Here is a 14844-nt window from a genome sequence, read left to right on the forward strand (position 1 = left end):
AGCGGTGACCGTCCAGGACGCCCGCCCCCTGCCCGCGGGCCTGCTGCCGGCGCCGGGGCGCCCGCTGACGCTCGCGGAGCTGCAGGTCCTCGTCCGGCGCCTCGCCGCCGCGCCGGCCGCGTGGGAGCACCTCGTGCGCCACGACACCGGCGCGCGGCACTTCGCCTCGCTGCACCGCGACACCGACGTCGACGTGTGGCTGCTGTGCTGGAACCTCGTCGACGACACGGGCTGGCACGACCACGACACCTCCTCGGGCGCGGTCGCCGTCACGCGGGGCGCCGTGCGCGAGGCCACCCCTCGCATGGGCGGGCCGGCCGTGACCCGGACGGTGGCCGAAGGCCGGTCCTTCGCCTTCGGGCCCGACCACATCCACCGCATGGCCGGGGCGGTGGACGGGGCCGTGTCGATCCACGCCTACTCCCCGCCGCTGTGGCGGATGGGCCAGTACTCGATCAGCCCCGGCGGCGTCCTGCGCCGGCAGTCGGTCAGCTACGCCGACGAGCTGCGTCCCCTCCCGGCCCCCGGGGTGCGCGGGGACTGATCCCGCCTCGCCGCCCCCGGTGGACGCCGTCGCGCGCGGGGGCTGCGACCATCCCCCCGTGCAGCGGAACGCGGCGAGCCCACGCCCCCGGCGCCGGCCGCCCGAGGGCCCTCCCACCGGGGTGGACGACGTGCGCGCGGGGTGCAGCGTCGTGCACCATGGCTGCTCCCCCCGGTGGCCGGGTCGGCCCGCCGTCCGCCGCCCCGCCGCTGCGGACGGGTGGCACCCCCGCCGGGGAGCGTCCGGGGCACCGCTGCGGGACCGACGTCAGGGAGCCACGTGATCACCTTCGAGCACATCCGGAAGCAGTTCCCCGACGGCACCGTCGCCGTGGACGACCTCGACCTGCAGCTGCCGACGGGGCAGATCACCGTCTTCGTCGGCCCCTCCGGCTGCGGCAAGACGACCTCGCTGCGGATGATCAACCGGATGGTGGAACCGACGTCGGGCCGCATCCTCGTCGACGGTGAGGACGTCCTCGCCCAGGACCCGGCCGTGCTGCGGCGCGGCATCGGCTACGTCATCCAGCACGCCGGGCTGTTCCCGCACCGGACGGTCGTCGACAACGTCGCGACCGTCCCGCACCTGCTGGGGCGCAACCGGAAGGAGCGCCGCCGGGCCGCCGTGGAGCTGCTGGAGCGCGTGGGCCTGCCGGCGACGTTCGCCGACCGCTACCCCTCCCAGCTCTCGGGCGGTCAGCAGCAGCGCGTCGGCGTCGCGCGCGCCCTGGCCGCGGACCCGCCCGTGATGCTCATGGACGAGCCGTTCAGCGCGGTCGACCCCGTGGTGCGCGAGCAGCTGCAGCAGGAGTTCCTGCGCCTGCAGTCGGAGCTGGGCAAGACCATCGCGCTGGTGACCCACGACATCGACGAGGCCGTCAAGCTGGGGGACACCATCGCGGTGTTCCGCGCGGGCGGGCACCTGGCGCAGGTGGGGACCCCTCAGGAGCTGCTGGAGCACCCGGCCGACGACTTCGTCCGCGAGTTCGTCGGCCGCGACCGCGGTTTCCGCGGGCTGTCCTTCGAGTCCGCGGCCGCGCTGCCCGTCCGCCCGCTGAGCGAGGCCGGCCCGGCCCGGCTCGTGCTCGACGACTCCGGCCGCCCCGTCTGCTGGGAAGGTGCCGGGGTCCGCGGCGGCAGCGCCCCCGTCGGCGGCACGTTCACGCAGCACGACTCGCTGCGGCTGGTGACCGACCTCGCCCTCAGCTCGCCGGTCGGCACGGCCGTCCGCGTCGACGGCGCGGGGCGCGCGGACGGCCTGGTGCCGCACCACGACCTCGTCGACCACCTCGCGACGCGGCGGGCCCCGGCGTGAGCGACTACCTCGCGAACAACTCCGACGTCGTGCTGGCCGCGCTGCGCCAGCACCTCGGCCTGGCGTTCCTGCCCCTGCTGATCGGCGTCGTCCTCGCCCTGCCGATCGGCTACCTCGGCGTCCGGTTCGGCTGGCTCTACCACCCGCTGCTCAACGCCTCGGGGATCGTCTACTCGATCCCGTCGCTGGCGCTGTTCGTGACGCTGCCCTACGTGCTGGGCACCCAGATCCTCTCGCCCGTCAACATCGTCGTGGCGCTGTCGCTCTACACGCTCGCCCTCATGGCCCGCACGGTCGCCGACGGCCTGCGCTCGGTCGACGCGTCGCTGACCGAGGCCGCGACCGCCATGGGCTACCGGCGCACGCGGCGCCTGCTCGAGGTGGAGCTGCCGCTGGCGCTGCCCGTCGTGCTCGCGGGCGTGCGGGTGGCCGCCGTGTCCAACATCAGCCTCGTGAGCGTCGGCGCGCTGATCGGCATCGGCGGCCTGGGCGCCCTGTTCACGCGCGGGTTCCAGCTGGACTACACGGCGCCGCTGCTCGTCGGCATCGTGCTGTCGGTCCTGCTGGCCGCGGTGACCGACCTCCTCATCGTCGCCGTCCAGCGCGCCGTGACCCCGTGGTCGCGCGCCACCACGAGGAGGGCCTGAGCCGTGGGCGACGACACGCCGTACCTGTTCGACCCCACGCACTGGTCGGGCCCGACCGGGATCCCGCAGCTGCTCCTCGCCCACCTCGGCTACACCGGTGTGGCGCTGCTGTGCGGCGTCGCGATCGCGCTGCCCGTCGGGCTCTACATCGGCCACACGGGCCGCGGCTCGTTCCTGGCCATCAACGCGGGCAACGCCGGCCGGTCCCTGCCGACGCTCGGCCTGCTGATGCTCATGGTCACGCTCATGGGGCTGGGGTTCCTGCCCGTCCTCATCGCGCTCACCGTCCTCGTCGTGCCGCCGATCCTCACGTCCACCTACGCGGGACTGCGCAACGTCGACCGCAGCGCCGTGGACGCCGCCGTGGGCATGGGCATGCGCCCCTGGCAGGTGCTGTGGCGGGTCGAGGTGCCCATGGCGCTGCCCGTCGTGCTGGGCGGGCTGCGCAGCGCGGCCCTGCAGGTGGTGGCCACCGCGACCGTCGCCGCCTCGGTGGGGCTGTCCGGACTGGGGCGGCTGCTCATCGACGGGCTGTCGGTCAACGACTACGGCCGGGTGATCGCGGGTGCGGTCGTCGTGGCCGTGCTGGCCATCGTGCTGGACCTCCTCCTGGGGCTCGTCCAGCGCTACGCCGTGTCCCCGGGGGTGTCCGGACGCGGCCTGGGACGGCGCACCGGCGGCCCGGCCGCCCCGGCGTCCCGCGTGGACCCCGACCGGCTCTGACGTAGGTTCTCCTGGGAGTTCTCCCGCTGTCGACCTCAGGTCCCGACCCATCGAAAGGCTCGACCATGAAGCGCAGGACCCTCCTGGGTGCAGCCGTCGCCTCCGGAGCCACCCTCACCGCCGCGGCCTGCGGCTCCGGTGAGGACCCGCTCGCGACGTCCAGCTCCTCCGGCCCCGCCACGTCCACGTCGGCCGTGATCATCGGCTCGGCCAACTTCCCCGAGTCCGAGCTCGTGGGCGAGATGTACGCCCAGGTGCTCGAGGCCAAGGGCGTCCAGGTCGAGCGCAAGTTCAACATCGGCGCGCGCGAGGTCTACCTCAAGGCGCTCGACGACGGCTCCATCGACCTGCTGCCGGAGTACAACGGTGCGCTGCTGTCCGCCCTCGTCGAGGGGGGCGCGCCGGCCGGCGTCAGCACGCCCGAGCAGGTGTACGAGGAGCTGCAGAAGTCGCTGCCCGAGGGCACGGAGACGCTGCAGCAGTCGGCCGCGGAGGACAAGGACACCCTCAGCGTGCTGCCCGCGACGAAGACCCAGTACGGCCTCACGACCATCGCCGACCTCGCCCCCGTGGCCGGGGACCTCGCGCTGGGCGCGGGCCCGGAGTTCCAGGAGCGCTACCAGGGCCTGATCGGGCTCAAGGAGCTCTACGGCGTCGAGTTCGGCACGTTCCGGCCGCTGGACGCGGGCGGCCCGCTCACGGTGGGGGCGCTCGAGGACGGGTCGGTGCAGGTCGGCAACGTCTTCTCGACCGACTCCGCGATCGCCACCAAGGGCTTCGTCGTCCTCGAGGACCCGAAGAACCTCTTCCTGGCGCAGAACATCCTGCCGCTGATCCGGTCGTCGAAGAACAACCAGACGATCACCGACGCGCTCAACGCGTTCTCGGCCGTGCTGACCACGGACAACCTGACCGAGTACCTCGCCAAGGTTCAGGTGGACAAGCAGGACAGCGCCACGGTGGCCAAGGCCTTCCTGGCGGCCAACCCCGTCGCCTGACGCACACCCCACGCGCGAGCGCGGTGGCCCGGCGGGGGAACCCCGCCCGGCCACCGCGCTCGGTGGTGCCGGTGTCCGCGTCGCTCAGGCGCCGGGCACGAGCCACGTGACGCCGAGCGGCGGCACCCGCAGCGTGACGGAGTGCTCCCGGCCGTTCCAGGGCACCTCCTCCGCCGTCAGCGGTCCGGCGTTGACGACGCCGGAGCCGGCGTACTCCTCGGCGTCGGTGTTGAGCAGCTCGGTCCACGTGCCGCCGGAGGGCAGGCCGACGCGGAAGTCCTCGTACGCCCCGCCCGAGAAGTTGCAGATCGCCACGAGGGGCTGGCCGTCGGTGGAGAACCGCACGTACGACAGCAGGTTGTGCGTGTTGTCGCCGCCGTCGATCCAGTCGAAGCCCGCGGCGGAGAAGTCCTGCGACCACAGCTCCGGACGCTGCCGGTAGGTGGCGTTCAGCGCCGTCACCAGGCGGTGCAGACCCTGGTGCCACGGGGTGTCCAGCAGCCACCAGTCCAGCGAGCGGCTCTCCGACCACTCCGCCTCCTGGCCGAGCTCGGCGCCCATGAAGAGCAGCTGCTTGCCGGGGTGGGACCACATGTAGGCCAGGTAGGCCCGGACGTTGGCGAGCTGCTGCCAGCGGTCGCCGGGCATCTTGCGCAGGAGGGACCCCTTGCCGTGCACCACCTCGTCGTGCGAGATGGGCAGGGTGAAGTTCTCGGTGAAGGCGTACACGAGGCTGAAGGTCAGCTCGCCGTGGTGGTACTGCCGGTTCACCGGGTCCTGCGCGACGTAGGCCAGGGAGTCGTGCATCCAGCCCATGTTCCACTTCAGCCCGAACCCGAGGCCGCCGCCGCTCGTCGGCGCCGTGACGCCCGGGAACGCGGTCGACTCCTCGGCGATCATCACGATCCCGGGGGTGCGCTTGTACGCCGTGGCGTTCGCCTCCTGCAGGAACCCGATCGCCTCGAGGTTCTCGCGGCCGCCAAACACGTTGGGCTCCCACTGGCCCTCCTCGCGGGAGTAGTCCAGGTAGAGCATCGACGCGACCGCGTCGACCCGCAGGCCGTCGGCGTGGAACTCCTCCAGCCAGTACAGCCCGCTGGCCACGAGGAAGTTCCGGACCTCACTGCGGCCGAAGTCGAAGACGTAGGTGCCCCAGTCCATCTGCTCGCCGCGGCGCGGGTCGCCGTGCTCGTACAGCGGTGTGCCGTCGAAGCGGCCGAGCGCGAAGTCGTCCTTGGGGAAGTGCCCGGGCACCCAGTCGAGGATGACGCCGATGCCCGCGCGGTGCAGCGCGTCGACGAGGTGGCGGAAGTCGTCGGGGGAGCCGAAGCGCGACGTCGGGGCGAAGAAGCCCGTGACCTGGTAGCCCCACGACCCGCCGAACGGGTGCTCCATGACGGGCAGGAACTCGACGTGGGTGAAGCCCGCGGCCTTGACGTAGTCGACCAGCTCGGTCGCGAGTTCGCGGTAGCCCAGGCCCTGGCGCCAGGAGCCGAGGTGGACCTCGTAGACCGACATCGGCCCGGTGTGCGGGTCCTTCGCCGCGCGCGCCGTCATCCAGTCCTCGTCGGACCACGTGTAGCTCGACTCCGTGACGACCGAGGCCGTCGCGGGCGGGACCTCCGTCGCGCGGGCCATGGGGTCGGCCTTCTGCCGCCACTGCCCGTCGGCGCCGAGGATCTCGAACTTGTAGCGCGAGCCGGCCGTCACGCCCGGCACGAACAGCTCCCAGACCCCGGAGGAGCCGAGCGAGCGCATGCCGTCGGTGCGGCCGTTCCAGTGGTTGTGGTCGCCGACGACGCGGACGGCCCGCGCGTTGGGCGCCCACACCGCGAAGGAGGTGCCCTCGACGCGGCCCAGCGGCCCGTCCCAGCGGTGCACGTGCGCGCCGAGGACGTTCCACAGCTCCTCGTGGCGGCCCTCGCCGATCAGGTGCAGGTCGACCTGGCCGACCGTGGGCAGGAAGCGGTAGGGGTCGTCCACGGTGTGCGGCTGCCCGCCGGGGTAGGTCACCTCGAGGCGGTAGTCGGCGACGGTGCCGCCGGCGTGGACGCCGACCCAGACGCCGTCGTACTCGTGGACCAGGGGGACGCTGGTGCCGTCCTGCGTCGTGACCGCGACGCTCGCGGCGAACGGCTTCAGCGTCCGGTAGGTCACGCCACCGTCGTGGGGGTGGGCGCCCAGGACCGAGTGCGGCGAGAAGTGCGAGCCGGCCGCGACCCGGGCCAGGTCGCCGGTGTCGACGGGGGCGGGGGCGGGTGGGGTCGAACTGGTGCTCGGCATGACGATCAGTCTCCCGTGCTCGTGTGCGCGTCGCCTCTCAGGCGAGCAGGCGGTGGACCGCGTTCAGCGGTGTGGGCAGCCAGTCGGGTCGGTTGCGGGCCTCGTAGACCACCTCGTAGAGCGCCTTGTCGAGCTCCAGGGCGCGCAGGAGGACCTCGGCGGCCGACCCGGGGGTGCGCGGGTCCACGCCCGCGACGGCCGACCAGCCGTCGAGGAAGGCCGTGCGGCAGGCGTGCGACCAGCGGTCCGCGGCCTCGCCGGTCCCCGTGGAGGCCGCGTAGTCGAAGGAGCGGAGCATGCCCGCGACGTCGCGCAGGGCGAGGTCCGGGTCGCTGCGCTCGGCGAGGGGGCGCAGCGGCTCGCCCTCGAAGTCGAGCAGGACCCACCCGCGGGCGGCGGAGTGCAGCACCTGCCCGAGGTGGTAGTCGCCGTGCACCCGCTGCAGGTCGGGGGCACCCGTCACGTGGCGGACGGCGTCGAGGTGCTCGCGGGCCGCCGCGACGGACGGCGCGAGCTGCGGGACGGCGGCCGCGGCCCACGCGAGCCGCGCGAGCAGCCCGTCGGCCAGGACGCCCAGGCGCTCGGGCGTGGCCGGCACCGTCGGCAGCTCCGCCGCGAGGACGGCGTGCACCTCCGCCGTGGCCCGCCCCAGCTCGGCCGCCTCGGCGGAGAAGTCCCGCGCCTGGGCCACGGCCGCGGTCGCGACCCGCCACGCGTCGGAGGACCCCGCGAGGAACTCCGTGAGGTGGGCGAGGTGACCCACGGCGAGGCCGCCGTCGGGCGCCGTCCACTGCCCGTCCACCCAGCCCGCGGGGCGGGGCACGCGGGCGCAGCCCGCGCTCGCCAGCGCCGTCTGGACGACGACGTCGGGGTTGTCACCCGCGTTCAGGACGCGGAAGACCTTGGCGATGAGCGGCGTCGCGCCGTCGTCGGCGGACACGACGATCGAGGTGTTCGACTGCTCGCCGCCGAGGACCTTGGTCCGGTGCCCGGCGGGTACCGGCAGGCCGCCGTCGGCGCTGGCCCCGTGCGCACCGAAGGCCGCCGAGCCGGCACCCTCCTCCGCGGCGACCAGGGTGAGCAGCGCGCGCGTCCACGTCGGGTCGTGCGGGCCGTCGTAGACCCAGGTCGATCCGTCCAGCTGCCCGACGAGGGCGGGGGTGAGGGAGTCGTCCGGGGCGTGGCGGAAGGTCAGCGGCACCTGGTACACGGTGCTCGCCCTGTCCTCGCCCTCACCCGAGGCGACGGTCAGGGCCAGCAGCTGGGCGACCCCCGACTCGTCGAGCGGGGCCCGCTCGACGCGGAGCACACGGGCCGAGGACCCCTTGTGGGCGTACCAGCGCTGCCGCGGCGCCCACTCCAGCAGGAGCCGGGCGAGCGCGCCGTCGGTGTCCTCGACGACCGCCGCGCCGCTCACGCGCCACCCGCCAGCTTGAGCCAGTAGAAGTCGCGGGCGCCCAGGGTGAGGGTCAGCCCGGCGTCCGCGTCCACGTCCGGGAACGGTGCGCCGCCGAACAGCGAGCGGACCTTCGCCCCCGCCTGGCCGGGGATGCGCAGGGTCGCGGACTGCGGGTGCTCGGACAGGTTGTTCACGCAGAGCACGGTCTCTCCCTCGGTGTCTCCGGAGTCCGGGAGGATCCGCAGGAAGGCCAGGACGGCCTCGTTGTCGCAGTAGCCGTCCTCGGGCCGCTCCTCGCCGACCCCCACCGCGGCCTCGAGCGACTGCTCGACGGCCGTCGTGCCGGCGCCCTCGCCCGGGTGCCGGCTGGTCAGCGGGTAGTAGTCCCCGCGGCCGAACACGGGGTGGGCGCGACGCACGGTGAGGACGTTGCGGACCCAGTGCAGCAGCGAGGAGCCGGTCGCGAGCTGCGCCTCGACGTTGACGGACTGGTAGTTGTAGACCAGCGACTGGACCGTCGGCAGGTACAGCTTGCCCGGGTCGGCGGCGGAGAAGCCCGCGTTGCGGTCCGGGGTCCACTGCATCGGCGTGCGGACCGCGTCGCGGTCGTCGAGCCAGATGTTGTCGCCCATCCCGATCTCGTCGCCGTAGTACAGGCACGGGCTGCCCGGCAGGCTCAGCACGAGGGCGTGGATCAGCTCGATCTCCGGCCGGGAGTTGTCCAGCAGGGGCGCGAGCCGGCGGCGGATGCCGATGTTGGCGCGCATGCGCGGATCGGGCGCGTACCAGCCGTACATGGCGGCGCGCTCCTCGGTCGTCACCATCTCGAGCGTGAGCTCGTCGTGGTTGCGCAGGAACGTGCCCCACTGCCCGCTCGCGACGGGGATGTCCGGCGTCGCCGAGAGGATGTCCGTGATCGGCGTGGCCCGGCCCTCGCGCAGCGAGTAGTACAGCCGCGGCATGACCGGGAAGTGGAAGCACATGTGGCACTCCGGCTCCTCCTCGGTGCCGAAGTACTCCACGACGTCGAACGGCCACTGGTTCGCCTCGGCCAGCAGCACCCGGCCCGGGAACTCCGTGTCGACCATGCGGCGCAGGCGGCGCAGGAAGGCGTGGGTCGCGGGCAGGTTCTCGCCGTTGGTGCCCTCCTCCTCGTACAGGTAGGGCACCGCGTCGAGCCGGAAGCCGTCGATGCCCATGCCCATCCAGAACCGGACGGTGTCGAACATCGCCTCCTCGACCTCGGGGTTGTCGAAGTTGAGGTCGGGCTGGTGGGAGAAGAACCGGTGCCAGAAGTACTGCCGGCGGACCGGGTCGAACGTCCAGTTCGACGTCTCGGTGTCGACGAAGATGATGCGCGCGTCGGCGTACTTCTCGTCGGTGTCGCTCCACACGTAGAAGTCGCCGTAGGGCCCGTCGGGGTCGCTGCGGCTGGCCTGGAACCACGGGTGCTGGTCGCTGGTGTGGTTCATGACGAGGTCGATGATGATGCGGATGCCCCGCTGGTGGGCCTCCTGCACCAGCCGCTGGAACTCCGGCAGCGTGCCGAACTCGGGCAGCACGGCGTTGTAGTCGGAGATGTCGTAGCCGCCGTCGCGCAGCGGCGAGGCGAAGAACGGGGGCAGCCAGAGGCAGTCGACGCCGAGCCACTGCAGGTAGTCCAGCCGGTCGATGAGCCCGGAGAAGTCCCCGCTGCCCGAGCCGTTGGAGTCGGAGAAGGCGCGCACGAGCGCCTCGTAGAAGACCGCGGTCTTGTACCACTGGGGGTCGTTCTTCAGGCCGGGGCCGGCCATGCCGCGCGTGTCCACGGTCAGCGGCTCCTGACGTGCAGCACGTGCGCCGGCTCGGTGTACGGGTCGAGGCGGACGTAGTCGTGCTCACCCCACTCGAAGACCGCGCCGGTGATGAGGTCGGTGACCTCGAAGCGGTCCGACCACGAGCGCCCGAGCGCCGCCATGTCGAGGTGCACGGTCGTCTCGCGCACGGCGTGCGGGTCGAGGTTGACCACGACGATGACGAGGTCCTCGACCTCGGCGCCGTCCGCGTCCCGGCCGACGTGGCGGCGGGAGAAGGCGAGGACGTTCTCGTCGTCGCTGGCGTGGAAGGTGGTGCCGCGCAGCTGCTGCAGCGCCGGGTGGGCGCGCCGGACGGCGTTCAGGCGGCGCAGGTACGGCGCGAGGCTCCAGCCCTCCGCCTCGGCGCGCGCGAAGTCGCGGGGGCGGTACTGGTACTTCTCGTTGTCCAGCTGCTCCTCGGCGCCGGGCCGGGCCGCGTGCTCGACGAGCTCGTAGCCCGTGTAGACGCCCCACGACGGCGACAGCAGGGCGGCCAGCACCGCGCGCAGCTTGAACACCGGGGGCCCGCCGTACTGCATGGTCGGCGTGAGGATGTCGTGCGTCGTGGGCCAGAAGCTCGGGCGCATGTAGTGGGCCGACTCGGTCGTCAGCTCGGTCAGGTACTGCCGCAGCTCCCACGCCTCGTTGCGCCACGCGAAGTAGGAGTAGGACTGCTGGAAGCCGACCTTGGCGAGCGTGTGCATCATGGCGGGCCGCGTGAACGCCTCGGAGAGCCAGATCACCTCGGGGTGCTCGCGGTTCACCTCGCCGATCAGCCACTCCCAGAACTCCACGGGCTTGGTGTGCGGGTTGTCGACGCGGAACAGCGTGACGCCGTGGTCGATCCACAGGTCGACGACGCGCTTGACCTCGGCGTAGATGCCCTCGGGGTCGTTGTCGAAGTTCAGGGGGTAGATGTCCTGGTACTTCTTCGGCGGGTTCTCCGCGTAGGCGATCGAGCCGTCGGCGCGCGTCGTGAACCACTCGGGGTGGGAGGTGACCCAGGGGTGGTCCGGCGCGCACTGCAGGGCCAGGTCGAGGGCGACCTCGAGCCCCAGCTCCTTCGCGCGGGCGACGAAGGCGTCGAAGTCGTCGAACGTGCCCAGGTCCGGGTGGATCGCGTCGTGCCCGCCCTCGGCCGAGCCGATGGCGTACGGCGACCCCGGGTCGAGCGGCCCCGCGACGAGGGAGTTGTTCGGTCCCTTGCGGTTCACCGCGCCGATCGGGTGGATCGGGGTCAGGTAGGCGACGTCGAAGCCCATGTCGGCGATCGCCGGCAGCCGTTCCGCGGCCGTCGCGAAGGTGCCCGACACCCAGCGGCCCGACTCGGCGTCGACGTGCGCCCCCTCGGAGCGGGGGAAGAACTCGTACCAGGCCGTGCTCATGGCGAGCCGGCGCTCGACGCGCAGGTCGTAGGTGCGCGACGCGGTCACCATCTCGCGCAGCGGGAGGCGCTCGAGCACCGCGTGCACCTCGGGCGTGAGCCCCGCGGCGAGCCGGTCGCCGTCGGGCCGGGAGGCGTCGCGCAGGTGGTTGGCGGCCGCGGTGAGGACCGCGACGCCCCCGCGGTCGCGCCCCGGCTGCGCGGCCGCGCGCTCCAGCAGCCGGGCGCCCTCCTCGAGCATCAGGGCGACGTCGACGCCCGCGGCGACCTTGATCGTGGCGTCGTGCTCCCACGTGCCGTACGGGTCCGACCAGCCCTCCACGCGCAGGCCCCACGGGCCGGGGGCGTCGGGGACGAGCACGGCCGCGTACCGGTCGGTGCCGGGCACGGTCGCGGTCATGCGCGCGGCGGCACCGACGCTGCCGTCGGGCCGCACGAGGACGGCGGTGGCGGCCACGGCGTCGTGGCCCTCGCGGAAGACGGTGGCCCCGACGGGCACCTGCTCGCCGACCACCGCCTTCGCCGGCCACCGGCCGCCGTCCACGACGGGACTCACGTCCAGCACGGGGATGCGTCCCACCTCGCTGGTCCACCGCTGGACCACCGCCAGGGGTGTCTGAGGTGCTGCACGTCCGGTCCGCTGCTCCTCGGTCGTCACGTGCGGCAACCTACCGAGGACTCGGTCAGAAGTCGCGACGTGATCTGCGCCCCCGGAGGTCTCCGCAGGGGCGGTGACCCCACTAGCCTCGCTCCTCGTGAGAGCCATCCGCCGCTTCACCGTCCGCACCGTGCTCCCCGCGCCCCTGGCGCCGCTGGGGGAGCTCGCCAGCAACCTCCGCTGGTCGTGGCACAAGCCCACGCGGGACCTCTTCGAGTCGATGGACCCGACCGCCTGGGTCGCGGTCCACCGCGAGCCGGGGGCCCTGCTGGGGGCCCTGAGCACCGACCGGCTCGAGGCCCTGGCCGGGGACGCGACCTTCGTGGCGCGCGTGCAGGCGGCCCACGCCGACCTGCAGGCGTACCTGTCGCGGCCGGGCTGGTACTCCTCGCTCGGGGCGGTCGCGCCCGCCGCGGTCGCCTACTTCTCCATGGAGTTCGGCATCACGGGTGCGCTGCCGCAGTACTCCGGTGGCCTCGGCATCCTCGCGGGCGACCACCTGAAGTCCGCCAGCGACCTGTCCGTGCCCATCGTCGGGGTGGGCCTGTTCTACGCCACGGGCTACTTCAAGCAGTCCCTGTCGCGCGACGGGTGGCAGCAGGAGACGTACCCGGTGCTCGACCCCGACGGCCTGCCCCTGGCCCAGCTGCGCGAGGCCGACGGGACGCCCGCGCGCGTCCACGTCGACCTGCCGGGCGGGCGCCGCATCGTCGCGCACGTGTGGAAGGCGCAGGTCGGCCGCGTGCCGCTGCTGCTGCTCGACTCCGACGTGGAGGAGAACGACGAGGCCGCCCGCAGCGTCACCGACCGCCTGTACGGCGGCGGCGGGGAGCACCGGCTGCAGCAGGAGCTGCTGTGCGGCGTGGGCGGCGTGCGGGCCCTGCGCCTGTGGTCGCGGCTCACGGGCGCGCCGGAGCCGGAGGTCTACCACACCAACGAGGGGCACGCGGGCTTCCTCGGCATCGAGCGGATCAGCGAGCACGTGGCCCGCGGCCTGGGCTTCGACGAGGCCCTCGAGGCCGTCCGCGCCGCCACGGTCTTCACCACGCACACGCCCGTCCCGGCCGGCATCGACCGCTTCGGCCGCGACCAGATCGAGCTGTACTTCGGCCCGGACAACGCCCTGCCGGGCGTCCCGGTCGAGCGCATCCTCGCCCTCGGCGCCGAGAGCTACGAGGGCGGCGACCCCGGCGTCTTCAACATGGCGGTGATGGGCCTGCGCCTCGCGCAGCGGGCCAACGGCGTCTCCCAGCTGCACGGGGCCGTCAGCCGCGGCATGTTCGACGGCCTGTGGCCGGGCTTCGACGCGCCCGAGGTGCCGATCTCCTCGATCACCAACGGCGTGCACGCCCCGACCTGGGTGGCGCCCGAGGTCATCACGATGGGCAAGCAGTACATCGGCGCGGGCCTCGTGGGGGCCGGGGAGGGCTTCGAGAAGGTCGACCAGGTCCCCGACGAGGAGATCTGGCGCACCCGCCGCGTCCTGCGCGCGCGCCTCGTGGACGACGCGCGGCGGCGGCTGAAGCTGTCGTGGCTGCAGCGCGGCGCGAGCGAGGCGGAGCTGTCGTGGACCAAGGACGTCCTCGACCCCGACGTCCTGACCATCGGCTTCGCCCGGCGGGTGCCGACCTACAAGCGGCTCACGCTCATGCTGCGCGACCCCGAGCGCCTCAAGGCGCTCCTGCTGCACCCCGAGCGGCCCGTCCAGCTCGTCATCGCGGGCAAGTCCCACCCCGCGGACGAGACCGGCAAGCGGCTCATCCAGCAGATGGTCCGCTTCGCCGACGACCCCGCGGTGCGCCACCGCATCGTCTTCCTGCCCAACTACGACATCACCATGGCGCTGTCGCTGTACCCGGGCTGCGACGTCTGGCTCAACAACCCGCTGCGGCCCTTCGAGGCCTGCGGGACCTCGGGCATGAAGGCCGCGCTGAACGGCGGCCTGAACCTGTCGATCCTCGACGGGTGGTGGGACGAGTGGTACGACGGCGGCAACGGCTGGGCCATCCCGACGGCCGACGGCGTCGACGACGCCGACCACCGCGACGACCTCGAGGCCGCGGCGCTGTACGACCTCATCGAGACGTCCGTCGCGGCGCGCTTCTACGACCGCGACGAGCGCGGGCTGCCCGCGCGCTGGCTGGAGATGGTCCGCCACACCCTCGCCTCGCTCGGCCCGAAGGTCCTCGCGAGCCGGATGGTGCAGGACTACGTCCAGCAGCTGTACGTCCCGGCCGCCGTGGCCGGCCGCACCGCCATCGCCTCCTCGGGGGCGGCCGCGAAGGACCTGGCGACGTGGAAGAACCGCATCCGGTCGCAGTGGTCGACGGTGCGCGTCGACCACGTCGAGTCCTCCGGCGTGGGCGACTCCGCCCAGGTCGGCGACGTCGTCCACGTGCGCGGCTTCGTCACGCTGGGCGCGCTCGCGCCCGACGACGTCGAGGTGCAGGTCGTGCACGGCCGGGTCACGGAGTCCGACGAGATCCGTTCCGGCGCAACGGTGACGCTGCGCCACGCGGAGACCTTCGACGACGGCCGGCACCGCTACGAGGGCGAGCTGACCCTGCGCCAGACCGGCCCGTTCGGCTACACCGTGCGGATCCTGCCGCAGCACGCGGGCCTGGCCACCCCGGCCGAGCTGGGGCTCGTCGCGAACGCCTGAGGGTGTGCGGTGGAGGGAGAGGGTCAGATCGGGCGGGGTCGTCACCGGACCGGTCCCGGTAGCGACGGCGGCGCGGATGGTGTGTCGCAGCGAAGTCGCCAGGCTCGAGCTGCACCTCGACCGACAGGCCTGTCACCATCCCGACGATCTCCGCCGATCGACATGAGGTCAGGACCGGCCGCAGTGAGCGGCCGGTCAGAACGGTGGTGGTGAGTCGTCGACCGGTGGTGGTGGTGGTGGTGGTGGTGGTGGTGCAGACCGGCGGGGGCGTGCGGCAGTGCGGCGTCGGTGCGCGGCGGTGGTTTCGTAGACGTACTGGGTCTTGAAGCGGTGGTGGGTGCGGCACAACGCCTGCAGGTTCTCCGCGGTGGACGCGCCTTCGGGCCAGGCGATGATG

Annotated in this window: 10 protein-coding genes and 1 pseudogene; 6 read left to right on the forward strand and 5 right to left on the reverse strand. The window is 73.1% G+C overall.

Features of this window, described 5'->3' with window-relative positions:
- Positions 1 to 4 precede the first annotated feature (4 nt).
- The 5 genes from GTR02_RS12670 (at position 5) to GTR02_RS12690 (ending at position 4226) form a co-directional block, all read left to right on the forward strand.
- Complete coding sequence (locus GTR02_RS12670) at positions 5 to 544, forward strand: cysteine dioxygenase (protein ID WP_166607868.1); 540 nt, start codon at positions 5 to 7, stop codon at positions 542 to 544.
- Between the two features lie 279 nt (positions 545 to 823).
- Positions 824 to 1858 carry an ATP-binding cassette domain-containing protein gene (locus GTR02_RS12675; protein WP_166607861.1) on the forward strand — a complete coding sequence of 345 codons (1035 nt, stop codon included), beginning with the start codon at positions 824 to 826 and terminating at the stop codon, positions 1856 to 1858.
- Positions 1855 to 2505 carry an ABC transporter permease subunit gene (locus GTR02_RS12680; protein ID WP_166607862.1) on the forward strand — a complete coding sequence of 217 codons (651 nt, stop codon included), beginning with the start codon at positions 1855 to 1857 and terminating at the stop codon, positions 2503 to 2505. Before GTR02_RS12675 ends, GTR02_RS12680 begins: the two co-directional genes overlap by 4 nt.
- A gap of 3 nt (positions 2506 to 2508) precedes the next feature.
- Complete coding sequence (locus GTR02_RS12685) at positions 2509 to 3228, forward strand: ABC transporter permease subunit (protein ID WP_166607863.1); 720 nt, start codon at positions 2509 to 2511, stop codon at positions 3226 to 3228.
- Positions 3229 to 3293: 65 nt separating this feature from the next.
- Positions 3294 to 4226, forward strand: coding sequence for an ABC transporter substrate-binding protein (locus GTR02_RS12690; protein WP_166607864.1), 933 nt, complete (start codon positions 3294 to 3296; stop codon positions 4224 to 4226).
- Positions 4227 to 4310: 84 nt separating this feature from the next.
- Here GTR02_RS12690 and glgB read toward each other — a convergent pair whose 3' ends face one another.
- Genes glgB through GTR02_RS12710 form a run of 4 tightly spaced genes read right to left on the reverse strand, consistent with a single transcriptional unit; the run spans position 4311 to position 11893 of the window.
- On the reverse strand, positions 4311 to 6509 hold the full coding sequence (gene glgB / locus GTR02_RS12695) for a 1,4-alpha-glucan branching protein GlgB (RefSeq protein WP_166607865.1): 2199 nt from the start codon (positions 6507 to 6509) through the stop codon (positions 4311 to 4313).
- A 37-nt stretch (positions 6510 to 6546) separates the two neighbouring features.
- Positions 6547 to 7926, reverse strand: a complete 1380-nt coding sequence (locus GTR02_RS12700) for a maltokinase N-terminal cap-like domain-containing protein (RefSeq protein WP_205709168.1) — start codon at positions 7924 to 7926, stop codon at positions 6547 to 6549.
- Positions 7923 to 9701 (reverse strand): maltose alpha-D-glucosyltransferase, encoded by a 1779-nt coding sequence (treS, locus tag GTR02_RS12705; protein WP_166607870.1) that lies wholly within the window; start codon positions 9699 to 9701, stop codon positions 7923 to 7925. Before treS ends, GTR02_RS12700 begins: the two co-directional genes overlap by 4 nt.
- 17 nt (positions 9702 to 9718) lie before the next feature.
- Positions 9719 to 11893: an alpha-1,4-glucan--maltose-1-phosphate maltosyltransferase gene (locus tag GTR02_RS12710; RefSeq protein WP_166607866.1), complete on the reverse strand. Its 2175-nt coding sequence runs from the start codon at positions 11891 to 11893 to the stop codon at positions 9719 to 9721.
- Here GTR02_RS12710 and glgP point away from each other — a divergent pair.
- Complete coding sequence (gene glgP / locus GTR02_RS12715; protein ID WP_166607867.1) at positions 11883 to 14447, forward strand: alpha-glucan family phosphorylase; 2565 nt, start codon at positions 11883 to 11885, stop codon at positions 14445 to 14447. The two genes, GTR02_RS12710 and glgP, sit on opposite strands and share 11 nt — an antisense overlap.
- 195 nt (positions 14448 to 14642) lie before the next feature.
- On the opposite strand, the pseudogene GTR02_RS22435 reads toward glgP, so the two are convergent.
- Positions 14643 to 14844 (reverse strand): annotated as a pseudogene (locus tag GTR02_RS22435) (HNH endonuclease); the annotation flags it as partial.

The organism is Kineococcus siccus, from assembly GCF_009906795.1.
Lineage (GTDB): Bacteria > Actinomycetota > Actinomycetes > Actinomycetales > Kineococcaceae > Kineococcus > Kineococcus siccus.

Bases quoted from the DNA above. Each gene is read 5' to 3' on its own strand.
- treS (WP_166607870.1), bottom strand. From the start codon at position 9,701: ATGGCCGGCCCCGGCCTGAAGAACGACCCCCAGTGGTACAAGACCGCG.
- GTR02_RS12710 (WP_166607866.1), bottom strand. From the start codon at position 11,893: ATGGCTCTCACGAGGAGCGAGGCTAGTGGGGTCACCGCCCCTGCGGAG.
- glgB (WP_166607865.1), bottom strand. From the start codon at position 6,509: ATGCCGAGCACCAGTTCGACCCCACCCGCCCCCGCCCCCGTCGACACC.
- GTR02_RS12690 (WP_166607864.1), top strand. From the start codon at position 3,294: ATGAAGCGCAGGACCCTCCTGGGTGCAGCCGTCGCCTCCGGAGCCACC.